Genomic DNA, 24,211 nt, shown 5'->3' on the forward strand with positions numbered 1-24,211 from the left:
CTGGTCGCCCACGCGGCGAAGACCCGCAACCTCGCGGCCGGCACGATCATCGGCACCGGCACGGTCTCGAACAAGGGGGCCGACGGCGGCGCGGGCACGCCCGTGGCCGAGGGCGGCGCGGGCTATTCGTGCATCGCAGAGATCCGGATGATCGAGACGATCCGCGACGGCGCGCCCAGCACGCCCTTCATGCAGGCGGGCGACCGCGTGCGGATCGAGATGCGCGACCACGCCAACCACTCGATCTTCGGCGCGATCGACCAGCAGGTCGTGGCGGTCTGAAGGCTTGCCCGCGCAAGACCCGCCCCAGACCCCCGCTTGGGTCAGCCCAGCCCCGGCAAAACCCTTGCCAGACCCCCGCCAGACCCCACCTAGACCCCCGTCAGCGGCGGTGTTTCACGTGAAACATCCCCCGCCCGGCCAATCACCGAAGTTTTGGCGAGGGCCAGGCTTGCTATGGCCCCTTCCGGCGCCGCGGGTCGTTATGCTCCGGCCAGCCCTTACCCCTCCGGAGCGTCCTCATGATCCTCGTCACCGGCCCCAACGGCAATGTCGGCACCGAACTGGTCCGCGCGCTCATCGCCGATGGCACGCTGCCCTTCCGGATCGCCGCCAACACGCCCGCCAAGATCGAGAAACTCTACGGGCCCGATGCCCCCAAGGTGAAGTTTTCCTTCGCAGATAGAAGCACTTGGGGTCCGGCACTCGACGGGGTGAAGATCGTCTTCCTGCTCTTCCCGCTGCCCCATCCGGGCACCGCAAGGAGCTGGATGCTGCCCTTCATCGCCGCCGCCAGGGAGGCGGGCGTGCGGCACGTGATCTACCTCTCGGTGCCGACGGCGGGGACCAGCAAGCTCGTGCCGCACTACACCGTCGAGCGCGCGATCGAGGCCTCGGGCATGGACTATACCTTTCTGCGCGCTGCCTTTTTCTCCCAGAACCTGGTCCGCGACATCACCACCCACGCGGTCGACATCGCCGCCTCCGACGAGATCATCGTCCCCGCCGGCAAGGGCGTGACGAGCTTCGTCGACAGCCGCGACGTCGCCGAGGTTGCGGTGCGGGTGATGCAGGACCCGGCCGCACACCGCGGTCAGATCTACCTGCTGACAGGTCCCGAACTACTGGATTATCATGAGGTTGCCGCGATCATGAGCGAGGAGCTCGGCCGCCCGATCCGCTACCGCGAGCCGAGCATCTTCCGCTTCTGGCGCACCGTCGGCCCGCGCGTGACGTGGGACACGCTGCTGTTCATGACCGGGGTCTATGCCCTGACCCGCAAGGGCAAGAACGCCGACATGACCAACACCCTCCAGGAACTGCTCGGCCGCAGCCCGCGCACCATGCGCGACTTCGTGCGCGACTATCGCGACAGGTTCACCGGCGAGGCGGCGAAGGTCGCGGTCAAGGTGAAGACGCCCGGCATCTCAATGGGTTGAGAGGCTTCGCTCCCTCTCCGTTCCGTTCGTGTCGAGCGTAGTCGAGACACTGCGGCGATCATTTCGACCGGCCTCTCGACTTCGCTCGAGGCGAACGGGAGACTACGCCGAGGGGACCATGATCCTTCAGGCCATTGCCGGCACCGTTTTGCCAGGGTTGAGGATGCCCAGCGGATCGAGCGCGCGCTTGATGCTCGCCATCACCAGCAGAGCGCCCTCGCCATGCTCTTCGGCCATGGTCGACAGCTTGTGAAGCCCGATGCCGTGTTCCCCGGTGGCGGTGCCGCCGCAGCCGATCGCGATGCGGGCCACCGTATCGGACAAGGCGTGCGCCCGGCCCCGTTCCGCCTCGGAATTCGGGTCGAAAAGCAGCAGCATATGGAAATTGCCGTCGCCGACATGGCCCACCAGCGGCGCGATCAGCCCGGCCTCGTCGGCGGCGGCCTTGGCGGCGGCGATTGCCTCGGCAAGGCGCGAGATCGGCACGCAGGCGTCGGTCGCGAAGGCCTCGGCACCGGGGCGCAGCGCCTTGGCCGCGAACCAGGCGTTGTGCCGTGCCTTCCACAGGCGGTTGCGGTCCTCGGTGAGCGTGGCGAAGCGCAGCTCCCCGCCGCCGAAGTCGGCCACGACTGCGCGGACCGTCTCGACCTGCTCGGCGACAGCTGCGGGCGAGCCGTGGAACTCCATGAAAAGCGTGGGTTTCGCTGCGAATTCGTCGAGCCCGGAATAGGCGATGCAGGCGCCCATCTGGACCGCGTCGAGCAATTCGATGCGGGCGAGCGGAAGCGCCATCTGCATCATCAGCATCACCGCCTCGACCGCCGGGGGCAGCTCGTCGAACTGCACCACGGCGCTCGCGATTTCCTCGGGGATTCCGAATACCCGCAGCGAGAGCTCGGTGATGATCCCGAGCGTGCCTTCCGAGCCGACGAAGATGCGGGTGAGGTCGTAGCCCGCGGCGGACTTCCTCGCCCGGCCGCCGGTGCGGATCACCTCGCCGGTGGCGGTCACCACGGTGAGGCCGAGCGTCACCTCGCGCATCGTGCCATAGCGCACCGCGTTGGTGCCGCTCGCCCGCGTCGCCGCCATGCCGCCAAGGGTGGCGTTGGCGCCGGGATCGAGCGGGAAGAACAGCCCGTGGCTCTTCAGCTCGGCATTCAGGGCCTCGCGCGTCACCCCCGCTTCCACGCGCACGTCGAGATCGCCGGCGTTGACCTCCAGCACCCGGTTCATGGCGGTGAGGTCGATCGACAGCCCCCCCTGCGGCGCGGCGAGCTGGCCTTCAAGGCTGCTGCCCGCGCCGTGGGCGATGACGGGCAAGCGATGCTCGGCGCAGATCGCCACCGCCGCCGCGACGTCCTCGGTCGAGGTCGCGAACAGCACTGCGTCGGGATCGCCCCCGCCGATCATCCCCTCGATCGCGCTGTGCTGCGCGCGGATCGCGTCGCCGGTCTGGAGTCGGTCCCCGAAGCGCAGGCGCAGAGCAGCCAGGGCCGGGGCGGCGCTGTCCGGCTGCGGGAGGGTGGCGGTCGCCATCAGACGACCGCCGCCTGTTCGGCCTTCAACTGGCCGTAGCGTCGCGGATCGAGCTTCTGGAGCACCCCGTCGATCCCGGGCTTGTTGAAGCCCTTGTAGCCGTCGTTGCGCTCGATGTTTTCAAGGTGGGTGATGATCGCCCCCTCGGCGCGGATGCGCTCGGCCTCGTCGGCGGGGAGGTGGCCGGCCGCCTCCAGCGCATCGACCCGCGCCGGATCGACCGGGGCCCAGTCGCCGAAGGTCAGCTCCTGATAGAGGTGCGGCATGTCGGAAAAGGGCGGCATCATCCGGATGCCGAGACCGGCCATCTGCGCGCGCATCGCCTTCTGGTCGTAGAAGCAGGCGACGTGGTTGAGGCCCTGTTCGAGGATGCTCTCGCCGTGCAGCGCGCACAGGATGCCCGCGCGGCGGTGCTTCTCCAGCGGGGGCAGGGGCTCGTGCGCGAAGTCGAGGTCGACCTCGTGCGGTGCCAGGTCGACATCGGCGAAGATCGTCGAGCCGATCACCGGCTGTTCGAGCACCTGGCTTCCCCAACCCGCCATGTCGCCTGCGTAGAGCATCTCGCGCAGTTCATACCCCAGTTTCTCGAGGATCGCGATGGTGTGCTGATAATGCGCGCGGCTGGAATCGTAGGTGTGGTGGTCGATATTCGCCCAGCCGACGCCGAGCGCATCCTGCCGCGCCTTCTGCACGCGGGCGGCGTGGCAGCGGGCCTGCCAGTATTCGCGCTCGGCCAGCAGCCACAGGGCGCAGGCGCGGTGCGGGCTGCCGAGTGCCGCGATGGCCTCGTCGACCAGCGCCTCGGTATGGGCGAGGCCAGCTTCCACCGTGTCGAACTGGCGGCGGCGCGCGCGGAAGCGCTGGAGGGTGATGCGCGCGGTGCGGCGCTCCTCGGGATTGTCGGCGAGCGGCGCGAAGGCGGGCGAACCGTTGCGTTCGAGCACCCCGAAGGCGGTCTCGCCCGGAAAGGCGAGCACGCGGCGCAGCGGGGCGAGAGGCTCGCCTTCGATCGCGGCGGGGTCGAGGCCGTGGGCACCGGCGAAGACCGCGACGGCCTCGACACGCAGCCACACCGTCTCGGCATCGCCCGCGAGAAAGGGCGGGAAGAGGCCTGCTGGGTTGCGCCACACGCCCGGCTCCGCCTCGCTCCAGCCTGCTGCCTCGATGGCGGCGCGGGTCTGCGTGTCGGCGAAGACCACGTGGTCGACGAGATCGCGCAGGCGGATCGCGGTGCCTTCCATCAGCGCCTCGGCGAAGGCGCTGGCGGCGGGGTTGCGGGCGAGGCGCTCGGCCAGCCACTGCCGGAACGTGGCCTCGGCATCGGGCTGCGGCTGCCAGTCGCGGTCGCGGTAAGCCAGATGACGTGCTGCACCCATGGTCGATTCCTCCTTGATTGGCATAGCAGTCTAAGGGGCTTGGGCCGCAAGCGTGCACGTCGGATGGCGGCGGCGGCCATCCCTTTTTTGCATGACCCCGCGCCGGGGGCAGGCCGGTATCGAGAGCGCATGACCACGCCTCGGCAAGACAGCCTCGACGATTGGGCCGCAGCCCTCGCCCCTGCGCGCCTAGCGGGGGGCAGCCTAGCCGACCCGCCCCGCCCGATCGGCCTCGAGGAGGGTTACCGTCTCGCCCAGGCACAGACGCACCGGCTCGGCACGCCCGCAGGCTGGAAGATCGGCGCGACCAGCGCGCGGGCGATGGGCTTCCTCCGCATCGGCGAGCCTATCATGGGGCGGCTCCACGCCGAGCGCATCTGGCACGACGGCGCGCTCGCCGACCTCGCGGGCGAGCGCCCCGCAGAGGCGGAGCCCGAGGTCGCCTTCCTGCTGGCACGGCCTCTCGCTGCGGGTGACGACCCGCTGGCGAGCATCGGCGCGGTCCATGCCGCCGCCGAGATCGTGCGGCCCTCGCACTCCGATCCCTTCCGGCTGGGCGTCGGCTTCATCGTCGCCGATAACGCCGCGGGGCTGGGCGCGCTGATCGGCCCGGCGATCCCGCTCGAACGCCTTGCGTACCCTGCGAGCATCACGGTCACGCTCGCGGTCGAGGGCGGGGCGGTCACCGAGGGGCGGGCCGACGCGGTGCTCGGCAATCCGCTTGCCGCGCTCGAATGGCTGGCGGCGCGGCTCGGCACGATCCCGGGGGGAAGCTGGGTGCTGAGCGGGGCGATGGGCCCGGCGATCCCGCTCGTCGGCGCGGCAGGGCGAAGCGTTATGCGGCTAGACGCCGCCCCGTTCGGCACGGCAACCCTCAGGTTCTGACCTAAAGCTTTTTGTTATGTCCGCGGCCCGGCTTTGCAATGGCAGCTGACCGGGCGCACCTTTATCGCCGATAGGCCGGGCGGAGGTGCCGCCGCGAGAGAGGGCCGAGGGATGCTGGTGGACCGGATCGAAGCCAAGTGGATCGACACCTTCGAGGCCGCCTTCCGGCTCTGCGAGGTGAACGCGGGCGACGAGGTCACGATCCTCTCGGAAAGCCAGAGCCGCCAGATCAACATCCAACTCGCCGAACTGGCACTGCTCAGGATCGGCGCGCGGCCCTGCCACCTGATCGTCCCCACCCCGCCGCTCTCCGCGCCCGTCCCGGTGCGATCGACCGGCTCCTCGGTGGCGCTTGGGCAGCTCGGCCCCGCATTGGCCGCGCTCAAGGCCTCGCGGCTGGTGGTCGATCTGACGGTCGAGGGGCTGATGCATTCCGACGAGACCCCGGAAATCCTCGGTGCGGGCAGCCGCATCCTCTACATCTCGAACGAGCATCCCGAGGCGCTCGAGCGCATGGCTCCCGATGCGGCGATCATCCCGCGCGTGCTGCGCGGCCGGCAGATGTTGCAGGACGCCAGGGCGATGCACGTCACCAGCGCCGCCGGCACCGACCTGTCGGTGGGGCTCGAGGGCGCGCGGATCGGGGGCAACCTCGGCGCGACCGTCGCCCCCGGCTCACTCGCCACCTGGCCGGGCGGAATCTGCTCGTGCTTCCCGGCGCGCGGCACGGTGAACGGCGTGCTGGTGCTCGACGAGGGCGACATCAACATCACCTTCAAGCGCTATCTCGAAAAGCCCATCCGGCTAATCATCGAGAAGGACTATGTCACCGCCGTCGAAGGCAAGGGCACCGATGCCGACCTGATGCGCGCCTATTTCGATGCCTGGAACGATCCCGAGGCCTATGGCACCAGCCACGTGGGCTGGGGCATGAATCACGGCGCGCGCTGGGAATCGCTGATGATGTACGACAAGGGCGAGGTGAACGGGATCGAATGCCGCGCCTTTGCCGGCAACTTCCTGTTCTCGACCGGCGCCAACCCCTTCGCCGACCGCCACACCCTGGGGCACTTCGACCTGCCGGTGCGCGGCTGCACGATCACGCTCGACGGCACGCCGGTGGTGGTCGAGGGCAAGCTCGTGCCGGAGCTCGCCTGACCTTGTTGCAGCGCGTCGGCGACATTGCGCTCGATGTGCGGGGAGCGGGGGAGACCCTGCTGTTCCTGCACGGGATCGGCGGCAATGCCCGCAACTGGGAGGCCCAGCTCGCGCATTTCGCGCCGCGCTACCAGGCGGTCGCCTGGGATGCGCGCGGCTATGGCGAGAGCGGCGGGGCGGTCGAGCGGTTCGAGCAGTTCGCCGATGATGCCGCCGCGGTGATCGCCGCCCTCGGCAGTCCCGCCCACTTGGTCGGGCTGTCGATGGGCGGACGGATCGCCTTGGATCTCGCGGCCCGCTATCCCGACCGGGTGCGCAGCCTCACTCTCGCCAACACCAGCGCCGGATCGGCCGAGACCGCCGCGCCCGAGAAGGTCGCCGCCTTCCTCGCGCTGCGCCTGAAGCCGCTGGTCGAGGAGGGGCTGACCCCTGCCGACATCGCCGAGACGATCGTCGCCGGGATCGCGGGGCCGAACATCACGCCGGAGGCGCGCGAGGCGCTGCTCGACAGCCACCGCCGCCTCCACAAGGAAGGCTATATCGCCGCGATGCGCGCCGTGACCGGCTTCACCGGCTTTCCCGACTTCGCGACCATCGCAGTGCCGACACTCGTGCTCACCGCGAGCGAGGACCGCGTCGCGCCCCCCGACCACGCGCTGCTGATGGCCGAGCGCATCCCGGGCGCGCGGCTGGTCGCAATTGCGGGGTCGGGGCACATCTCCAACATCGAGGCGCCCGCGGCCTTCAACGCCGCGCTCGAGGCGTTTCTCGAGGACCTCGCATGAAGGCGCTGTGCCTCGAGCGCTACCCGCAAGGCGCGCCCCAGCCCGGCGACTTCGTCCTGCGCGAGCTGCCCGATCCGGTAGCCGGCCCCGGCGAGGTGCTGGTCGCGGTCACGCATCTCTCGATGGACCCCGTGCCGCGCCTCAGGATGCAGGCCGCCCCGCCGATGGGCCCGCCGATGCGGCTCGGCGCGCCGGTCGAGGGGCGCGGCGCGGGACGGGTGCTGCAATCGAACGACCCCGGCTTCGCGCCGGGGGACCTGGTGGTGGGCGAGCTCGGCTGGCAGAGCCGCGCCGCGCTTCCGGCCGCACGCCTTGCCCGTGTCGAAGGCGGGCGGCCGCAGGATCATCTGAACGCATTGGGGCCGACGGGCCTCGCCGCGTGGTTCGTGGTCGATTCCCTCGCGCCGAAAGCAGGTGAGACCATGCTGGTCGCGCCCGCCGCCGGCGCCGTCGGCAGCCTCGTGTGCCAGATGGCGCAGGCCCGCGCGCCGGGCGTGCGGCTGGTGGGGACCGCGATGGGCGAGGCGCAGGCGCGCTTCCTCGCGGGCCTCGGGGTGGAGGCGATCGCGCCCGATGCCCCGTGGACCGAAGGGATCGACATCTTTGTCGACGGGGTGGGCGGGGCCTTCCACGACCGGATGCTCGCCGCGCTGAACCCCCGCGCCCGCGTGCTGCTGCTGGGGTTCGTCGCCGCCTACGGCGAGGCGGGGCCGCCGCGCTACGGCAACGCCGCCGCCGTCCTCATGAAGCGCGCCCGCATGGAGGGCTTCCTGCTGGCCGACCACATGGACCGCGCCGCCGAAGCGCGCGCCGGGATCGCGCGCTGGCTCGCCGATCGCACCCTCACGCCCGCCGAGACCGTCCACCACGGCATCGCCAGCGCCGCGACGGCCTTCGCGGGCCTGTTCGCGGACAGCCCGCCGGGCAAGCAGATCGTCGAACTGGAGAGTGACACATGAGCGAAGGCGAGTGGATGAACCCGGGCCCGGAGCTGCCGCAGACCATGCGCGCAGGCCTGCTGACGGGCTATGGCGGGCCCGAGATGCTCAAGGTCGGCGACGTTCCGCTGCCCGCCCATGCGCCGCACAACGAGGTGCTGATCGAGGTCCGCGCCGCCGGGCTCAACCCCTTTGAGGCGAAGCTGCGCCGCGGCTGGCTCGCCGGGCTGTTCCCGCTGCCGCTCCCCCATGTGCTGGGCACGGACGTCGCGGGCATCGTGGTGCGCAAGGGCTTCGACGTGTCCGAGCTGGAGGTGGGCGACGCGGTCTATGGCCTGCTCGATCCGATGAAGCAGGGCACCTATGCGGGCTATGTCGCAGCGCCCAGCTACCTTGTCCGCCGGAAGCCCGCCAATCTCGACTTCGCCGAGGCAGCAGCGGTGCCGATGGCGGCTTGCACGGCGTGGCACGGGCTGGTCAACATGGCCGGGATCGGCCCGGGCAGCCGGGTGCTGGTTCAGGCGGCCTCGGGCGGGGTGGGCGCCTTCGCGGTGCAGATCGCCAAGGCCCACGGCGCCTGGGTCGCGGCGACCTGCTCGGCCGCGAACAGCGACTTCGTGCGCAGCCTCGGCGCCGACCAGGTGATCGATTACGCCGCCGGGAGCCTCGCCGAGGCGGTCGGCGACCTCGACCTGGTGCTCAATTGCATCGGCGGGGAGACCGCGCTCGAAAGCTACAAGGTCTTGAAGCGCGGCGGGCAGCTGCTGATCGTGCTGCGCGGCGACATGGTGGAGCTGAAGGCCCGCCACCAGATGATGGCGCAGCATGGCGTCACGACGCGCGAGATCGCCTTTTCCGCCCAGCCCGAGATCCTCGACCGCCTGCGCCCGCTGATCGAGGAGGGCCGCATCAAGGTGCATCTCGAGCGCCGCATCCCGCTCGAGGACGTCGCCGAGGCGCACGCGCTGCTCGATGCCGGGCGGCGGCGCGGCAAGCTGGTGCTGGAGATGGGGGCGCGTGGCTGAGCGCGCGGCGGGGGCGGTGTCAGGACGGTCCGGTCACCCGCTGGCGGATGGTGCCGAGCCCGGTGATCGCCGTCTCCACCACGTCGCCGGCGGCGAGCCAGCGCGGCGGGTTCATGCCGACCCCCGAGCCGCTCGGCGAGCCGGTGGCGATGACGTCGCCGGGGCCGAGCGGCAGGTGGCGGGCGACGTGATGCACCAGCGCGGCGGGGCCAATATGCATATCGGTGGTCCCCGCGTGCTGGCGCAGCTCGCCGTTGACCCGGCAGGTGATCGTCAGCGCGCTCGCCGCCGCGAGCGGGATGCTCTCCACCGTCGTCAACCACGGGCCGATGGGCGCCATGCCGGGGCCGCCCTTAGCGATCGTCAGCGTCTCGGGCCGGGCGAGGTCGCGCAGGGTGTAGTCCTGCATCACCACCCAGCCCGCGATCGCGGCTGCGGCCTCATCCGGGGTGCAATCGAACACCGGATGTCCGATCACGATCCCGAGCTCGGCCTCGTAGTCGAGCCGGTGCGAGGCCGGGTGCAGCGGCAGCGTGCCGAAGGGCGGCGCGAGGCTGCGGGGGTGCTTGAGGAACAGCGGCGGGGCCTCAGGGAGCGCCTTGCCCTGTTCGGCGGTATGGGCGCGGTAGTTGAGTCCGACGCCGACGATACAGCGCGCCGCGACCGGGGGCAGCAGCAGCGCAGGATCGAGCGGCTCGCGCGGCATTCCTGCGGCCGCCGCCGCAACGCGCTCGCAGACCCCGGGAGCGAGCCAGTTCCCGGGCGCGGCGACGCCGGTCCGCTGCCACGTCCGCTCGTCGGCGGCCACCACCGCCAGTTCCGGGCCTTGAGGCCCCTCGATCCGTGCTATGCGCATGGGCCCGCCCCGACCCGTCCCTGTCTCCCCCTCCCGAGGAGCCGCTGATGCTGGAATCCCGTCGCCTGCGCCACTTCCTGGCGGTCTACGAACTCGGCTCGATCGGCCGTGCCTGCGAGAAGCTGCTGCTGACCCAGCCGGCGCTGTCGAAGTCGATCCGCCAGCTCGAGGACGAATTGGGCGTGCGCCTGTTCGACCGCACCCCGATGGGCGTGGTGCCGACGGTGTTCGGCAATGCGCTGGCGCTTCACGCCAAGTCCATCGAGGCGCAGTTCCGCAACGCCGAAGCGCAGATCAACAGCCTCAAGGGCAAGGCCCAGGGGCACGTCACCGTCGGCATCGGGCCTTCCGTGGCGCGCAACATCATGCCGGCCGCGACGCGCACGCTCCACGCGATCCAGCCGGATATCGCGCTGACCGTGGTCGAAGGGCTGGTCGACGATCTGCTGCCGCGCCTGCGGCGGGGGGAGATCGACGTCATCGTCGGCTCCTGGCCGCCGATCAGCGACCCGATGTTCACCACCGAGATCGTGCTGATCGACCGGCTGGAGGTGATCGCCCGCACCGGCCATCCGCTCGCCGGACGACCGGTCGCGCGCAGCGAGCTGGTCGCCTATCCCTGGGCGCTGCCGCCCGCTTCGCAGAAGTGGCGACAGTCCCTCGACGAGCTGTTCCTCGAGCGCGGGCTGGAACCGCCCAAGCCCAAGATCGTGTCGAATTCGGCCGACTATCTGGAGGCGCTGATCCGCTCCACCGATTTCCTGTCGTTCCTGCCCCGCCAGCTGCTCGACCTCGAGGCGGACGACGGGCTGACGATGCTCGATGTCGAGATGGAGCAGCTCAATCCCGAAATCTCGATGAGCTTCCGCGAACGCGCCCTGCTCGATGCTTCGATCTGCGAGGTGGTGCAGGTGCTGCGCAGCATCGGGAGCGACTTCGCGAGCTGACCCGGCCTCAGCCATCGCCGGTCAGGGCCTGCGCGATCCCTAGGTGCAGCACGTCGCGGGTGAAATCGCAGGACCAGCCGATCCACGCGTCCTTGAGGAGGTGGCCCGCGTCGTATTCCGCCGTCACGCCGTAGCCGCCGAGCACCTGCACAGCGAGCTCGGCATTGCGGATCGCCATGTCCACCGCCGTCGCCTTGGCCATCGGGGCGAGCAGCATCGCGGCGCGCATCGGGTCGGTCTCGCAGGCTGCGGCGGCCTGCCAGACGTGCAGGCGGGCGGTCTCGACGTTGATCGCCATCTCGGCGAGCTTCAGCGCCACCGCCTGATGCTGCGCGATGGGCCGCCCGGTGGACTTGCGTTCGGCAGCGTAGTCGCGCGCGTGCTCGAAGGCGGCGCGGGCCAGGCCAACGAAGCAGGCGGCAAGGCCGATCGGCATTTCCGGCACCATCCCGAAGGTCATCGCCGCCCCGCCGCGCCGGCCGATCAGGGCCTCGGGCGGCAGGCGCACCTCGTCGAGCACCAGTTCGGCATGGGTGGTGAGCGGCCAGCCGATCAGCTTGGTCTTCTTCCCCACGGTCAGCCCCGGCGTGCCGGCGGGGACGAGGAAGATCGACAGGCCCGAGAACACCGGCTGCGCAGGGTCGGTGCGGGCGATGATGAAATAGGCGTCGGCCGCCCCGGCGTTGGTGATGAAGGCAGACTTGCGGCCCGAGAGCACCCAGCCGCCGTCCCCCGCCTCCCGCGCGGACAGCTTCGGCCCGAAGGCGGGGTCGGGCCCGGCCATCATCAGTTCCGATCCGGCTACGTCGGGTTCCGACTGCGCACCGGCGAGCACCATGGCGGGGGTCTCGGCGAACCGTTTGACAAAGGCCTCGCCCGAGGGACTCCCGGCGCGCATCGCCATCAGCGGCATACAGGCGGTGAGCGCGAAGTAATCGGACGCGATGCCGACATCCGCCGCGCCCAGTTCCTCCAGCAGCAGCACGGCATCGAGGCAGGTGCCGCCCATGCCGCCCATTGCCTCCGGCACGAACAGGCGGGTAAAGCCCAGTTCGGCCCCGGCCTCGAACACCGGGCGGACGAGGGGCCAGGGATCGTCAGGCGCGCCCTCCTGACGCACGCGCTGCGCCAGCGGGCGGATCTGCTTGCGGGCGAAGCCGCGCGCGGTTTCCACCAGCTGCTGCTGTTCGGCGGTGGGGGTAAAGCCGATCATCCTCGATCCTCCTGATAGCGCAGGATCGTGGTGGCTCGCACCGGCGCGGCCAAGCGCATTTCGGCGGCGGTTCCCATAAGAATTGGTTGGGAGGCTTTGCCGCCTTTCTATTCCTGCGCGCGAGACGGCGGGGGTTAGCCATGTCACCGTGAGACAGCCCCGCGACACCTTCGTCACCGACCGCCTGCCCGACCCGGCGACATGGCCCCTGTTCCGCTTCGACCGGCCCGAACTGGCCTATCCCGAACGATTGAACGCGGCGAGCGAACTGCTCGATCGCGCGGTCGATCTCGGCGAGGGCGGCCGGATCGCGGTGGTCAACGATGCGGGGCAATGGACCTATGCCGACCTCAAGTCGCTGTCCGACCGAATTGCGCGGGTGCTGCGCGAGGAGGGTGGGCTGGTGCCCGGCAACCGTGTGCTGCTGCGCGGCCCCAACAGCTTCACCTTGATCGCCTGCTGGTTCGCCGTGCTGAAGGCCGGCGGGGTGGTCGTCACCACCATGCCGATGCTGCGTGCCGGCGAGCTGGCGCCGATCCTCGCCAAGGCGCGGATCAGCCATGCCCTGGTCGACAGCCGCACGCTCGCGGACTGGCGCGAGGCGGCGGGCCAGAGCGCCGATCTGCGCTGGACAGCGACCTTCGACGGGGACGCCGGCACCGGCGCGCTGGAGGCGCTCGCCGCGGGCAAGTCGGGCGGCTTCACCCCTTGGCTCGGGCGCAGCGAGGATCCGGCGTTGATCGCCTTCACATCGGGCACCACCGGCACCCCGAAGGGTTGCGTCCACGACCACCGCGCGCTGCTCGCGCCGACCGACACCTTCGCGCGGCACGTCCTGCGCCCCGAGCCGGGTCTGAGGTGGTGCGGATCGCCGCCGCTCGCCTTCACCTTCGGGCTCGGCGCGCTGGTGCTCTTCCCGTTTCGTTTCCTCGGCACGAGTGTGACGGTCGAGAACGGCTCCCCGGCGAACCTTCTTGCCGCGGTGGGCAAGCACAAGGCCGATATGCTGTTCACCGCACCGACCGCCTACAAGGCGATGCTCGGCCAGCTGGAGGACGCGGACATCGCGAGCCTCAAGACCTGCGTCTCGGCCGGCGAGCACCTGCCGCCTGCGGTGTTCGCGGCGTGGGAGAAGGCGACCGGCCACAAGCTCGTCAACGGCATTGGCGCGACCGAGATGATGCACATCTTCATCTCCGCCGCAGGCGAGGACATCGTCCCCGGCGCCACCGGCAAGGTCGTCCCCGGCTACGAGGCCTGCGTGCTCGATGCGCAAGGACAGCCGCTGGCGGAGGGCGAGGGGCGGCTGGCGGTGCGCGGGCCGACCGGGTGCCGCTACCTCGACGATCAGCGCCAGGCCGCTTACGTGCAGGGCGGTTGGAACGTCACCGGCGACACCTACCGGATCGATGCCGAGGGCTACTTCCACTACGTGGCGCGCTCGGACGACATGATCGTCTCCTCGGGCTACAACATCGCCGCGCCGGAGGTCGAGAACGCGCTGCTGATGCACCACGAGGTCGCCGAATGCGCCGTGGTCGGTGCGCCGGACCCGGACCGGGGAATGATCGTCAAGGCCTATGTCGTCACTGCGTCGGGAAGCGGCAATCCCTCGCTCGCGCGCGCGCTGCAGGACCACGTCAAGGCGACCCTCGCGCCCTACAAGTATCCGCGCGCGGTCGAGTTCGTGCCGGCGCTGCCCAAGACGCTGACGGGCAAGGTGCAACGCTTCCGGCTGCGGGAGGAACGCGCATGATCGCCGACGATGCGGAAGGCGTGCGGCAGGCGATCTATCGCTACGCGCGCGGGGTCGACCGGCTGGACGCGGCGCTGATCGCCAGCGCCTTCTGGCCCGATGCGCGGGTGTCGCTGGGCACGATCTACGAAGGCGGTCCTGAAGGCTTCGTCGCGGTCGCCATGGGCTTCATGGGGATGTTCGCCGCGACCCGGCACGATGTCGGCAACGTCGCTCTGGTGCAGGATGGCGACAGCATCGGCTATGAGGCTTATGTGCGCACCTGGCACTGGCAGGAAGCGGCGGCGAGCGAGCTCGAGGTGCTGGGCCGCTACATCGGCCGGGCCGAGAAGCGCGGGGGCGAATGGCGCCTGGCCGAACACGGCGAGCTGATGGACTGGGGGGTGGAGCGCCCGGTGGACGCCGGCTGGTTCACCGCCAATGGCGAGCTTGAGAAGGGGCGCCGCAGCCGCGAGGACGGGTCCTATCGCTGGCTGCCTGCGCGGGGGTAAGTGCCGCCCGCGCAGGTCTCCCGATCAATCGGTTGTCCGCTTGCCGAACCAGATCCGCCCGGCGACCCCGTCGCGCTTGGCCATGTGGTAGAGCGCGCCCGCGAAATGCACCGCGATCAGCACCAGCAGCACGTTGGCGAACAGCTCGTGCCCGGCATGGGGAGCAATCTGCGACCAGTCGCTGGGGATCGTCACCGGCTGACCCTGCAAGAGCGGGAAAAGCCCGGCGAGCTGCGCCGTCCCGAGCCCCGTTACCGCCATCGCCAGCGCGGCGAGGTAGAGCCCCGCGTGGCTCAGGCCGACGAGCCAGTTCAATGGCTTGCTCTGGTGCGCCGGACCCGGGCGGGCGGTGGCGAAGCGCACCGCCAGCCGCCCGACCAGCAGCAGCAGGACGACGAGGCCGCCGAGCATATGCAGGCGCAGCACCTCGAGCTTGGCCGCATCGCCGTCAGCAAGGCCGTCGAGCAGCAGCTTGCCGGCGACGAGGTTGCCGATGATGAGGATCGCCACCACCCAGTGGAGGGTGACCAGCAGCGGATGGTAGCGGGTGACTTGCGCCTTCATCAGAACCTCATGTTCACTTCCACGCCCCATTCCGCCGGCCGGCCGATGCCGCCGAAGGCGATGCCGTTGCCGGTGCGGCTGTCCTGGGCGTTGGTCAGGTAGTACTTGTTCGTCACGTTGGTGCCGAACACCCCGATGTCGAACCGCTCGTCGGGCAGCTGCCAGGTCGCGCGCAGGTTAAGGAGGCCAAAGCCGGGCTGGCGTTCGAGCGGATCGTTCTCGAGCTGGTAGGACACCTCGGAACGATAGGTCCAGTCGCCGCGCAGACGCAGTTCGCCGAGGTCGGTCAGCGGCAGGCGGTATTCGCCCGAGATCGTGTAGGTCCACTCCGGCGTCAGCGGCAGGGGGGTATTGAGGGTGATCCCCGCGACCTGCGGCGACAAGGTGCGATAGCCCGCGTCGAGGTGGCCGAGCGTGCCGCGTAGCGCGAAGCGTTCGGAAATGTTGGCATCGACCTCGAGCTCGAAGCCGCGAATTCGGCTGTCGCCCGCGTTGCGGGTCTCGAACAGACCCGAGACCGCGGTGAAGACCAGCAGCTGCTGGTTGCGGTAGTCCGACTGGAACACCGCCGCGTTGACCCGCAGCAGCCGGTCGAAGAAATCGCCCTTGAAGCCGATCTCGTAGGTGCGCGCTTCCTCGGGCTCGTAGGAGATTATCTGCTGGCTCGAGGGCCGACCGTTGAACCCGCCCGACTTGAAGCCCTCGGCGAAGCTCGCATAGACCCGCATCCGGTCGGCCACCTGGAGATTGACACCGATGCGCGGGGTCACCGCGCTGAAGGTGCGCGACACCTGAGTGTAGGGCAGCGCGACGCGGGTCGTGCCGGGTGCCGGGATGGCGATCGGGGGCAGCGCGGTCGGCACGGCCTCGCGGTTGTCGAGCAGCGAATCGTTGGCCTGGTCCTTGGTCTCGCTGGTCCAGCGCAGGCCGGCGAAGATGTTGATCCAGTCGTTCACGTCCCAGCTCAGCTCGCCGAACGCCGCCACGGATTCGACGTCGAGCCAGATATTGTTGCGCGAGCGCAGGCAGCGGTTGACCAGTCGCGGCTGGTTGCTCCCGGTGCACAGGGTCACGTTGTTGAAGGCGTTCTCGGCGAAGTAGTAGCCGCCCAGCAGATAGTTCACATTGCCGATCTGGCCCGACAGCTGGATCTCCTGGCTGATCTGCTCCTGCCGTAGCACGCTGGCGTTGTCGTAGAGCACGAAGCGGGTGCCGTCGAAATCGGCGAAACTGTCCTCGTCGAACTGGCGCCACGCGCTGATCCACTTGAGCGTCCCGAAGCCGAGATCGCCGGTGACGGTCAGGCTCACCCCGCCGGTGTCGATGTCGAGCTGGTCCGGGACCGAGGCGAAGTTGTCGCGGCGGTTCGTCGAGCGGTCGGCCGCAACTCCCGTCGGGAAGGGCACGCCGGTGGGCGAGACGCCGGGGAGAAAGAAGGGCCCGCCCAACATCGGGGGACGCGGGACGGTGATCCCAGCCTGCGGGTTGAAGCCGAGCAGCACCTGGTGGGAAGGCGAATTGCGCGCGCGCAGGTAATCGCCTTGCAGCAGGATCGAGAAGTCCGGGCTGGGCTCGAACAGCACCTTCAGCCGCCCGCCGAGCTCGGACACCTTGCCGAAGGTCTCGCCGGTGGCGACGTTGCGGCCCCAGCCGTCCTGGTTGCGGGTGAAGCCGGTCGCCCGGATCGCCGCGTTTGCGGCCAGCGGCACGTTGAGCGAGGCGCTGAGGTCGTAGCGCTCGCGCGAGCCGGTGATGCCCCGCACCCGCGCCGAGAAGCCGCCCGGATCGGGGCTGACCGTGACGAGGCTGATCGCACCGCCGATGGTGTTGCGCCCGAACAGGGTGCCTTGCGGCCCGCGCAGCACCTCGAGCCGTTCGAGATCGAGGAGGTCGACCGACGAGGCCTGGAGGCGGGCGATGTAGACGTCGTCGACATAGACGCCGACGCCCGGGTCGAGCGCGATCGAATTGTCGAGCTGGCCCACGCCGCGGATGAAGAAGCCGCCGAAATTGCCCCCGGTCGGCCCGGTGGTGACGGCGACGTTGGGCGCGAAGGCGATGGCGTCGTTGACGTTGCGCGCCGAGCGCGCCTCAAGCGTCTCGCCCGAAATGGCGGTCACCGAGATCGGCACGTCCTGGATGTTCTGCGCGCGGCGCTGGGCGGTGACGATGATTTCCTGATCACCTTCGGCGGGAGCCGGGTTTTCCTGGGCCCACACCGGCGACATTGCCGTGCCCGCAAGCAGACCGGCCGCAACAATCCTCAGTGTCACGCGCATCTCTCCTATCTGGTGCAGCCCTGCGGCCCCGCCTGGCCAGCGGGTTCGCCCCCCTCCCCGGGGTATATCGGCAGGATCCCGCACGTCCCCCCGCGAAGCGCCGCAAGGACCATGCGAGGATGATTGTCACGGGATTGCCATCACGCCCTTACGAAATCGCGGGCGGGGGCCATAAGCTCTGGTTGTGCCTAGAGGCTCTGGAAGCGGATGCTGATCGCGGTCGCCCCGGCGACCTTGAAGCGCGCCGGCTTGAAGCGCGGCGGACCGTTCAGCTTCTGGTTGTTGGACATCCCCACCGCCTCGAGCGGCAGGCCAAGGAAGTTGCTGTCCAGCTTGCCGTTGCCGTTGGCGTCGTGGAAGGCGGAGACCGCATAAGTGCCGGCGGCGACGTTCTCGAACCGCGCACTCGTCGCACCGGCCGGGACGACGATGCGTTTCACCGCCTTGCCGCTTTCGCAATCGGGGAATCCCGCCTCGCCCGACCACAGGCACAGGACGATCGATCCCGCGTTTTTCTTGACCCCTTGTAAGGTGACCGTGACGTCATCCGCGCGGGCAGGGCTTGCCAGCACCGTCAGGGTGGCTGCCATCCAGAGGTATCGCATCGGCTCGTTCCTTCCTGTCATGCAGTGCGCCGGGAACCGGCGGAGCATCGCCGCTACCGCGCTGGCCGGTGCGCGATGCCATAGAAACCCCCACCCCCGAGGTGACAAGATTTCATGAGAACGCCCGCACCGGCGAGGCGTGGTTGCTTTGTCGCGAGGCTTGGACGACACAGCAGCCGATGATCGTGTCGCAACCAGCAGCGTGGCGCTTCGCCGTCGACCGGGGCGGCACCTTTACCGACGTGGTCGCCACCACGCCCACCGGGCGGCTGGTGACCGCGAAGCTGCTGTCGGAGAACCCCGGCCAATATGCGGACGCCGCGAGCGAGGCGGTGCGGCGCCTGATGGCGGCGCACGGCGAAGGCCCCATCGCCGAGCTTCGCATCGGCACCACGGTGGCCACCAATGCGCTGCTCGAGCGGAAGGGCGAGCGGCTGGCGCTGGCCATCACGAAAGGGTTCGCCGATGCGCTGCGGATCGGCACGCAGGCGCGGCCCGATATCTTCGCGCGCCATATCGTGCTACCCGAACAGCTGCCCGCCCGCGTGGTCGAGATCGACGAGCGGGTCGCCGCCGACGGCACGGTGCTGCGCCCGCTGGGCGAGACAGCCGCGCGCGCCGCCTTCGCGCAGCTGCGCGAAGAGGGTTTCGCCGCGCTCGCGATCGTCCTCATGCACGGCTGGCAGCACCGCGATCACGAGGCGCGGCTGGCCGGCATTGCGCGGGAGCTGGGCTTCGCGCAGGTCAGCGTCAGCCACGAGGTCGCCCCGTTGATCCGGCTGATCCCGCGCGGCGATACGACCGTGGTCGACGCCTATCTTTCGCCGGTCTTGCGGCGCTACACCGATACGCTCGCCGCGAGCCTTCCGGCGACCGGCGCGCTGCGCTTCATGCAGTCGAATGGCGGGCTCGCCGAGGTGGGCGCGTTTCGGGGGAAGGACGCGATCCTTTCGGGCCCGGCGGGCGGAGTGGTCGGGATGGTCGCCGCGTGCGAACCGCTCGGCCATACCCGGCTAATCGGCTTCGACATGGGCGGCACCAGCACGGACGTTGCGCATTACGCGGGCGAGGTGGAGCTGACCGGCGACAGCGTGGTGGCAGGCGTCCGCGTCGCCGCGCCGATGATGCAGATCCACACCGTGGCGGCGGGTGGCGGGTCGATCTGCCGGTTCGACGGCGCGCGCTTTCGGGTCGGGCCCGAGAGCGCGGGGGCCGAACCCGGCCCCGCCTGTTACCGCAAGGGCGGGCCGCTGACGGTGACCGACTGCAACCTGTTCCTCGGGCGGATCGACCCGGCCTTCTTCCCCGCCGTGTTCGGCCCGGGCGGGGACGAACCGCTCGACCCTGCGGCGGCCCGCGCCCGGCTGCAAGAGATCGCCGCGCAGCTTCCTGAGCCCCGCAGCCTCCAGACAATCGCCGAGGGCTTCCTCGCCATCGCCATCAACAACATGGCCGCGGCAATCCGCAAGATTTCGGTCGCACGCGGGCATGACGTGACGCGCTACGCGCTCGCCTGCTTCGGCGGGGCGGGCGGCCAGCACGCCTGCCGCGTGGCGGACGCGCTGGGGATCGGGACGGTGCTCGTCCATCCGCTTGCCGGGATGCTCTCGGCCTACGGCATCGGCCTCGCCCCGGTGAAGGCGATCCGCGAGGTGAGCCTCGTGCGACCGCTGACCGAGTGTTTCGCGCAGGAACGAGGCGTGCTGGAGGCGCAGGCGCGGCAGGACCTGCTCGACCAGGGCATCCCCGCCGAGGCGATCCGCATCGCGCCGCGCGCGCGCCTGCGCTTTGCCGGGAGCGACAGCCTGCTGGCGATCCCTTGCGACGATCCTGCCGCGATGGACGCGGCCTTCCGCGCGCTCCACCGCCAGCGCTTCGGCTATTCGGACGCGGACGCGGCGATCATCGTCGAGGCGCTCAGCGTCGAGGCGCGCGGGGTCTCGGGCGGACTGGGCGCGTTCGCGCCCGAACCGGCCGCGGTGCATGGCGCGCCCTCGGGCCGCTGGCCTACCGTCGCCCGCGCGGCCATGCAGGTCGGGGAGGTCGTCCCCGGCCCGGCGCTCGTCATCGACCCGGGTTCCACCACCGTCGTCGAGGAGGGTTGGCAGGCGCGGCTGGCCGAGGAGGGCAGCCTCGTCCTCACCCGCACCGTGCCGCTCGCCCGCGCGCGGGCCGCAGGAACCGCCGTCGATCCGGTCCGCCTCGAGATCTTCAACAACCTCTTCATGGCCATCGCCGAGGAGATGGGGGTGGTGCTGCAATCCACAGCGACGTCGGTCAACATCAAGGAACGGCTGGATTTCTCCTGCGCGCTGTTCGACGCGCAAGGGGCACTGATCGCCAACGCGCCGCATATCCCCGTGCACCTCGGCAGCATGGGCGATTCCATCGCGCGGGTGATCGAGGCCCGCGGGGCTGCGCGCGACGGGCGGGGCTTCCGGCGCGGGGACGCCTATGTGCTCAACGATCCCTATCGCGGCGGCACGCACCTGCCCGACATCACGGTGATCGTGCCGGTGTTCTACTCCGATGAAGGGGACGAGCCCGACGCCTTCGTCGCCGCGCGCGGTCACCATGCCGACATCGGCGGGATCGCGCCGGGCTCGATGCCGCCCGACAGCCGCACCATCGCCGAGGAGGGCGTGCTGCTCGACAATGTGTTGCTGGTGGATGCAGGCACCTTCCGCGAGGCTGCGACCCGCGAGGCGCTTGCCGCCGCCGAGCATCCGGCGCGCAACCCGGACCGCAACCTCTCGGACCTGCGCGCCCAGCTCGCCGCCTGCACCCGCGGCGCGGAATTGCTGCAAGGCGCAGCGCACGAACAGGGGGCCGAGGTGCTCGCCGCCTATATGGACCACGTCCTCGCCAACGCCGAGGAAAGCGTGCGGCGCCTCATCGCAGGGCTCTCGGACGGCGAATTCGCCTACCCGATGGACAACGGCGCGGTGGTGCAGGTAGCGATCCGCGTCGACCGCGTAAGCCGTTCGGCGGTGTTCGACTTCACCGGCACCAGCGCGCAGCTTCCCGGCAACTTCAACGCCCCCCGCTCGATCACCCGTGCCGCGGCACTCTACGTCCTGCGCACGCTGATCGACGATGCGATCCCGATGAACGACGGGTGCCTCAGGCCGGTGACGCTGATCGTGCCCGAAGGCTCGATGCTGAACCCCAAGCCGGGCGCGGCGGTGGTGGCGGGGAATGTCGAGACCAGTCAGGTCGTCACCGACGCGCTGTTCGCGGCCACGGGCAGGCTCGCGCCAAGCCAAGGCACGATGAACAACTTCACCTTCGGCAACGCGCGGCACCAGTATTACGAGACGATCTGCGGCGGGTCCGGTGCGGGACCAGACCATCCGGGGACCAGCGCGGTGCAGACCCACATGACCAATTCGCGCCTGACCGATCCCGAAATCCTCGAAACGCGCCTGCCGGTGCGGCTGGAGGAGTTCGCGATCCGGCGCGGCTCCGGGGGCGAGGGGCGGCAGCGCGGCGGCGACGGCGTCGTACGGCGCGTGCGCTTCCTCGAACCGATGCGCGCCAATATCCTCGCCAACCGCCGCAAGGAGGCTCCGCGCGGGCTGGCAGGCGGGGGCGATGCGCTCCCCGGCGAAAACTGGGTCGAACGCGCCGACGGTTCGCGCGAGGATTTGGGCGCTGCCGCCTCTGCCGCGATGCAGCCGGGCGATACCTTCGTGATCCTGACACCCGGGGGAGGGGGCTTCGGCGGATGAACTATTGGCCGCTGGCGGGCATCGCCATCGTCGTTCTGGGCTTTGCGCTGCGCTTCAATCCGCTGCTGGTGGTGGTGAGCGCCGCGCTGGCAACCGGCGTGCTGGCGGGGCTCGACCTCCTCTCGGTGGTCGAGGCGCTCGGCAAGGCGTTCAACGACAACCGCTATATCTCGGTGACATGGATCATCCTGCCGGTGATCGGGCTGCTGGAACGCTACGGCCTCCAGCAACGCGCCCGCGCGGTGATCGCGGGGATGCGCGGGGCGACGATGGGCAGGCTGCTGGTCGCCTACCTCGCGTTCCGCCAGCTCGCATCGGCGCTTGGCATGAAGGACATCGGCGGGCACCCCCAGGCGGTCCGCCCGCTGGTCGCGCCGATGGCCGAGGCCGCAGCGGTCAAGACCCACGGCGACCTCCCCGAGGAAGACCGCGACCGCATCAAGGCGATGGCCGCGGCGACCGACAATGTCGGTCTGTTCTTCGGCGAGGACATCTTCTTCGCCATCGCCTCGATCCTGCTGATCCAGGGCGTGTTCGAGGCGGCGGGCTACCCGCTCACCCCGCTCGAACTCTCGATCTGGGCGATCCCGACCGCGATTGTCGCCTTCGCGATCCATTCTTGGCGGGTACTCGCCTTCGACCGGCGGCTGGGGAGAGCGGGCCAATGATCACCTACGAGTGGCTCTATGTCCTCGCCGGGGCGGCTTTCGCCATATGGGCGGCGCTTTCGGCGAGAGACAGGCGCTGGGGCAACGCGGCCTTCTGGGCGCTGCTGGCCGTCAGCTTCTTCTTCGGCAGCCATCTCTCGGATTTGGCCAACGGCGTGCTGGTGCTGGCGCTGGTGGCGATCGCGGGGCTGGGCGGCCTCAAGCGCAGCGATCCGCCGACCACCTCTCCGCAAGAGCGCGAGGCGCTCGCCGAGCGGTTGGGCAACAAGCTGTTCCTGCCCGCGCTGATCGTGCCGCTCACCGCGGTCGCGGGGACGTTGCTCTACAACTTCACGCCGCTGGGCGAGACCGGCCTGTTCGAGGCGCGGCGCGAGACGCTGATCCTGTTCGGCATCGGGGTGCTTGCCGCGCTCGCCGCGACGTGCCTCTGGCTGCGCCCCCCGCTGCTGGGCCCTGCCGAGGAAGGGCGGCGGCTGATCGATTCGATCGGTTGGGCTGCGATCCTCCCGCAGATGCTCGCGGCGCTGGGCGCGGTCTTCGCGCTTGCGGGCGTGGGCGACATCATCGGCGGGGTGGCGCGCGGCCTGATCCCGGAGGGGAGCGTGTTCCTGACCGTAGTCGTCTTCGCCGTCGGCATGGCGGGCTTCACCATGATCATGGGCAACGCCTTCGCCGCCTTTCCGGTGATGGCGGCCGCGATCGGCATTCCGCTGCTGATCGCGGAAGACGGCGGCCGTCCGGCGGTGATCGGCGCGGTGGGAATGCTCGCGGGTTTCTGCGGCACGCTGCTCACGCCGATGGCGGCGAACTTCAACATCGTGCCGGCCGCGCTGCTCGAACTGAAGGACCAGAACGCGGTGATCCGCCAGCAGGTCGGCACCGCCGTGCCGCTATGGGTGTGCAATGTGCTGATCATCTATGTGGGAGGGTTCCTGCTATGGCGCTGACGGAGGACACCGCCCGCCGCTTCGCCCGCGTGGCGCTGGGACACGTCGCGCGCGCCTTCCCCTACAAGGACGACCACGTCTTCATCGGCCCCGAAGACCTGCGCCTGCCGCAGCAAGCGCACCCGGTGTTCTTCGGCAGCTTCGACTGGCACTCCTGCGTCCACGGCTGGTGGACCTTGCTGACGCTGCGGCGGCTCTATCCCGCAATGCCCGAGGCCGCGCAGATCGAGGCGCTGGCCGAGACGACCTTCACGCCGGAAAAGCTCGCGATCGAGCTCGCCTATCTGGACCGACCCTCCGCACGCGGGTTCGAGCGGCCCTATGGCTGGGGCTGGCTGATGTGCCTCCACCACGAAGCCGCGCGGCACGGGGACAAGGTGTGGGGCGAGCGGCTCGAACCGCTCGCCCGCGCCTTCGCGCAGCGGCTTCGCGATTACCTCGCCATTCTCACCTATCCGATCACCGTCGGCACCCACTTCAACACCGCCTTCGCGCTGGTGCTGGCGAGGGCCTGGGCCGAGAGCCGCGATCCCGGACTGGTGGAGCTGATCGACGACTGGGCGACCCGCGCCTTCGGTCACCGCCGCGATTATGCGGGCTGGGAACCCGGCGGCGACGAGTTCCTCTCCCCCGTCCTTACCGCCGCCGTGCTGATGAGCGAGGTCCTGCCGCACCGCGCCTTCGCAGCGTGGTTCGCGGCGCTGGTGATCGAGAACGACTGGCTGAGCCGCGAATGCCGCCCGGTCATCGTCTCCGACCGCAGCGACGGCAAGATCGCGCATCTCGACGGCCTCAACCTCAGCCGCGCATGGTGCCTCAAGGCGATCGGCGCGCGGCTTGGCGTCCCGCACGAAGCCGCGCTGCGCCGCCTCGCCGACCAGCACCTCGCCGCGGCGCTCCCGCATGTGGAGGGCGACTACATGGGCGAACACTGGCTCGCGAGCTTCGCCCTGCTGGCGCTGCTGCCGGCAGAGCGCTGACGGGACGATCCGGATCGACTGCGCCGTGGCGG

General features: G+C 70.1%; 21 protein-coding genes. 14 read left to right on the top strand and 7 right to left on the bottom strand.

Features of this window, described 5'->3' with window-relative positions:
* On the top strand, nt 1-282 hold a 282-nt coding region (locus tag OPU67_RS14195; RefSeq protein WP_267620769.1), incomplete at its 5' end, for a fumarylacetoacetate hydrolase family protein.
* Between the two features lie 239 nt (nt 283-521).
* Nucleotides 522-1,439, top strand: coding sequence for an NmrA family NAD(P)-binding protein (locus tag OPU67_RS14200; RefSeq protein ID WP_267620771.1), 918 nt, complete (start codon nt 522-524; stop codon nt 1,437-1,439).
* Nucleotides 1,440-1,565: 126 nt separating this feature from the next.
* Here the strand turns inward: OPU67_RS14200 and OPU67_RS14205 are convergent, their stop codons facing one another.
* Complete coding sequence (locus tag OPU67_RS14205; protein WP_267620773.1) at nt 1,566-2,975, bottom strand: FAD-binding oxidoreductase; 1,410 nt, start codon at nt 2,973-2,975, stop codon at nt 1,566-1,568.
* The gene (locus OPU67_RS14210; protein WP_267620775.1) at nt 2,975-4,351 is read right to left on the bottom strand and encodes a hypothetical protein; all 1,377 of its coding nucleotides are present in this window, start codon (nt 4,349-4,351) and stop codon (nt 2,975-2,977) included. Before OPU67_RS14210 ends, OPU67_RS14205 begins: the two co-directional genes overlap by 1 nt.
* Nucleotides 4,352-4,480: 129 nt before the next feature.
* On the opposite strand from OPU67_RS14210, the gene OPU67_RS14215 reads away from it, so the two are divergent.
* From OPU67_RS14215 to OPU67_RS14235, 5 genes are all read left to right on the top strand, one after another.
* Nucleotides 4,481-5,236 (top strand): 2-keto-4-pentenoate hydratase, encoded by a 756-nt coding sequence (locus tag OPU67_RS14215; protein ID WP_267620777.1) that lies wholly within the window; start codon nt 4,481-4,483, stop codon nt 5,234-5,236.
* Between the two features lie 117 nt (nt 5,237-5,353).
* Nucleotides 5,354-6,394, top strand: a complete 1,041-nt coding sequence (locus OPU67_RS14220; protein ID WP_267620779.1) for a hypothetical protein — start codon at nt 5,354-5,356, stop codon at nt 6,392-6,394.
* A gap of 2 nt (nt 6,395-6,396) precedes the next feature.
* Nucleotides 6,397-7,179, top strand: a complete 783-nt coding sequence (locus OPU67_RS14225) for an alpha/beta fold hydrolase (protein ID WP_267620781.1) — start codon at nt 6,397-6,399, stop codon at nt 7,177-7,179.
* The gene (locus OPU67_RS14230) at nt 7,176-8,138 is read left to right on the top strand and encodes an MDR family NADP-dependent oxidoreductase (RefSeq protein WP_267620783.1); all 963 of its coding nucleotides are present in this window, start codon (nt 7,176-7,178) and stop codon (nt 8,136-8,138) included. The genes OPU67_RS14225 and OPU67_RS14230 overlap by 4 nt, the downstream gene beginning before the upstream one ends.
* Complete coding sequence (locus OPU67_RS14235; RefSeq protein WP_267620785.1) at nt 8,135-9,142, top strand: NADP-dependent oxidoreductase; 1,008 nt, start codon at nt 8,135-8,137, stop codon at nt 9,140-9,142. The genes OPU67_RS14230 and OPU67_RS14235 overlap by 4 nt, the downstream gene beginning before the upstream one ends.
* A 19-nt stretch (nt 9,143-9,161) precedes the next feature.
* Here the strand turns inward: OPU67_RS14235 and OPU67_RS14240 are convergent, their stop codons facing one another.
* A complete protein-coding gene (locus OPU67_RS14240) occupies nt 9,162-9,998 on the bottom strand; it encodes a fumarylacetoacetate hydrolase family protein (protein WP_267620787.1) in 837 nt (278 codons plus the stop codon).
* Between the two features lie 47 nt (nt 9,999-10,045).
* Between OPU67_RS14240 and OPU67_RS14245 the strand changes: the two genes are divergently transcribed.
* Nucleotides 10,046-10,945, top strand: a complete 900-nt coding sequence (locus OPU67_RS14245; RefSeq protein WP_267620789.1) for a LysR family transcriptional regulator — start codon at nt 10,046-10,048, stop codon at nt 10,943-10,945.
* 7 nt (nt 10,946-10,952) lie between these two features.
* On the opposite strand, the gene OPU67_RS14250 is transcribed toward OPU67_RS14245, so the two are convergent.
* Nucleotides 10,953-12,158, bottom strand: a complete 1,206-nt coding sequence (locus OPU67_RS14250) for an acyl-CoA dehydrogenase family protein (RefSeq protein WP_267620791.1) — start codon at nt 12,156-12,158, stop codon at nt 10,953-10,955.
* 148 nt (nt 12,159-12,306) lie between these two features.
* On the opposite strand from OPU67_RS14250, the gene OPU67_RS14255 reads away from it, so the two are divergent.
* Nucleotides 12,307-13,914: an AMP-binding protein gene (locus tag OPU67_RS14255; protein ID WP_267620793.1), complete on the top strand. Its 1,608-nt coding sequence runs from the start codon at nt 12,307-12,309 to the stop codon at nt 13,912-13,914.
* On the top strand, nt 13,911-14,405 hold the full coding sequence (locus tag OPU67_RS14260; protein ID WP_267620795.1) for a nuclear transport factor 2 family protein: 495 nt from the start codon (nt 13,911-13,913) through the stop codon (nt 14,403-14,405). Before OPU67_RS14255 ends, OPU67_RS14260 begins: the two co-directional genes overlap by 4 nt.
* A gap of 24 nt (nt 14,406-14,429) precedes the next feature.
* Here the strand turns inward: OPU67_RS14260 and OPU67_RS14265 are convergent, their stop codons facing one another.
* From OPU67_RS14265 to OPU67_RS14275, 3 genes are all read right to left on the bottom strand, one after another.
* Nucleotides 14,430-14,969 (bottom strand): cytochrome b, encoded by a 540-nt coding sequence (locus OPU67_RS14265; protein ID WP_267620797.1) that lies wholly within the window; start codon nt 14,967-14,969, stop codon nt 14,430-14,432.
* Nucleotides 14,969-17,242: a TonB-dependent receptor gene (locus OPU67_RS14270; protein ID WP_267620799.1), complete on the bottom strand. Its 2,274-nt coding sequence runs from the start codon at nt 17,240-17,242 to the stop codon at nt 14,969-14,971. Before OPU67_RS14270 ends, OPU67_RS14265 begins: the two co-directional genes overlap by 1 nt.
* Before the next feature lie 194 nt (nt 17,243-17,436).
* Nucleotides 17,437-17,853 (bottom strand): DUF2141 domain-containing protein, encoded by a 417-nt coding sequence (locus OPU67_RS14275; protein ID WP_267620801.1) that lies wholly within the window; start codon nt 17,851-17,853, stop codon nt 17,437-17,439.
* Between the two features lie 179 nt (nt 17,854-18,032).
* Between OPU67_RS14275 and OPU67_RS14280 the strand changes: the two genes are divergently transcribed.
* Genes OPU67_RS14280 through OPU67_RS14295 form a run of 4 tightly spaced genes read left to right on the top strand, consistent with a single transcriptional unit; the run spans nt 18,033 to nt 24,179 of the window.
* The gene (locus OPU67_RS14280) at nt 18,033-21,584 is read left to right on the top strand and encodes a hydantoinase B/oxoprolinase family protein (RefSeq protein WP_267620803.1); all 3,552 of its coding nucleotides are present in this window, start codon (nt 18,033-18,035) and stop codon (nt 21,582-21,584) included.
* A complete protein-coding gene (locus tag OPU67_RS14285) occupies nt 21,581-22,252 on the top strand; it encodes a DUF969 domain-containing protein (protein ID WP_267620805.1) in 672 nt (223 codons plus the stop codon). The genes OPU67_RS14280 and OPU67_RS14285 overlap by 4 nt, the downstream gene beginning before the upstream one ends.
* Nucleotides 22,249-23,199, top strand: a complete 951-nt coding sequence (locus OPU67_RS14290; protein ID WP_267620807.1) for a DUF979 domain-containing protein — start codon at nt 22,249-22,251, stop codon at nt 23,197-23,199. The genes OPU67_RS14285 and OPU67_RS14290 overlap by 4 nt, the downstream gene beginning before the upstream one ends.
* A complete protein-coding gene (locus OPU67_RS14295; RefSeq protein WP_267620808.1) occupies nt 23,190-24,179 on the top strand; it encodes a DUF2891 domain-containing protein in 990 nt (329 codons plus the stop codon). The genes OPU67_RS14290 and OPU67_RS14295 overlap by 10 nt, the downstream gene beginning before the upstream one ends.
* Nucleotides 24,180-24,211: the final 32 nt, after the last annotated feature.

The organism is Erythrobacter sp. WG (assembly GCF_026586795.1).
Taxonomy (GTDB): Bacteria; Pseudomonadota; Alphaproteobacteria; order Sphingomonadales; family Sphingomonadaceae; genus Erythrobacter.

Excerpts from the sequence above, each read along its gene's own strand:
- OPU67_RS14230 (WP_267620783.1), top strand. The coding sequence starts at position 7,176 with ATGAAGGCGCTGTGCCTCGAGCGCTACCCGCAAGGCGCGCCCCAGCCC.
- OPU67_RS14235 (WP_267620785.1), top strand. The coding sequence starts at position 8,135 with ATGAGCGAAGGCGAGTGGATGAACCCGGGCCCGGAGCTGCCGCAGACC.
- OPU67_RS14260 (WP_267620795.1), top strand. The coding sequence starts at position 13,911 with ATGATCGCCGACGATGCGGAAGGCGTGCGGCAGGCGATCTATCGCTAC.
- OPU67_RS14275 (WP_267620801.1), bottom strand. The coding sequence starts at position 17,853 with ATGCGATACCTCTGGATGGCAGCCACCCTGACGGTGCTGGCAAGCCCT.
- OPU67_RS14240 (WP_267620787.1), bottom strand. The coding sequence starts at position 9,998 with ATGCGCATAGCACGGATCGAGGGGCCTCAAGGCCCGGAACTGGCGGTG.
- OPU67_RS14200 (WP_267620771.1), top strand. The coding sequence starts at position 522 with ATGATCCTCGTCACCGGCCCCAACGGCAATGTCGGCACCGAACTGGTC.
- OPU67_RS14280 (WP_267620803.1), top strand. The coding sequence starts at position 18,033 with ATGATCGTGTCGCAACCAGCAGCGTGGCGCTTCGCCGTCGACCGGGGC.
- OPU67_RS14210 (WP_267620775.1), bottom strand. The coding sequence starts at position 4,351 with ATGGGTGCAGCACGTCATCTGGCTTACCGCGACCGCGACTGGCAGCCG.
- OPU67_RS14285 (WP_267620805.1), top strand. The coding sequence starts at position 21,581 with ATGAACTATTGGCCGCTGGCGGGCATCGCCATCGTCGTTCTGGGCTTT.
- OPU67_RS14295 (WP_267620808.1), top strand. The coding sequence starts at position 23,190 with ATGGCGCTGACGGAGGACACCGCCCGCCGCTTCGCCCGCGTGGCGCTG.
- OPU67_RS14290 (WP_267620807.1), top strand. The coding sequence starts at position 22,249 with ATGATCACCTACGAGTGGCTCTATGTCCTCGCCGGGGCGGCTTTCGCC.
- OPU67_RS14215 (WP_267620777.1), top strand. The coding sequence starts at position 4,481 with ATGACCACGCCTCGGCAAGACAGCCTCGACGATTGGGCCGCAGCCCTC.
- OPU67_RS14245 (WP_267620789.1), top strand. The coding sequence starts at position 10,046 with ATGCTGGAATCCCGTCGCCTGCGCCACTTCCTGGCGGTCTACGAACTC.
- OPU67_RS14250 (WP_267620791.1), bottom strand. The coding sequence starts at position 12,158 with ATGATCGGCTTTACCCCCACCGCCGAACAGCAGCAGCTGGTGGAAACC.
- OPU67_RS14265 (WP_267620797.1), bottom strand. The coding sequence starts at position 14,969 with ATGAAGGCGCAAGTCACCCGCTACCATCCGCTGCTGGTCACCCTCCAC.
- OPU67_RS14205 (WP_267620773.1), bottom strand. The coding sequence starts at position 2,975 with ATGGCGACCGCCACCCTCCCGCAGCCGGACAGCGCCGCCCCGGCCCTG.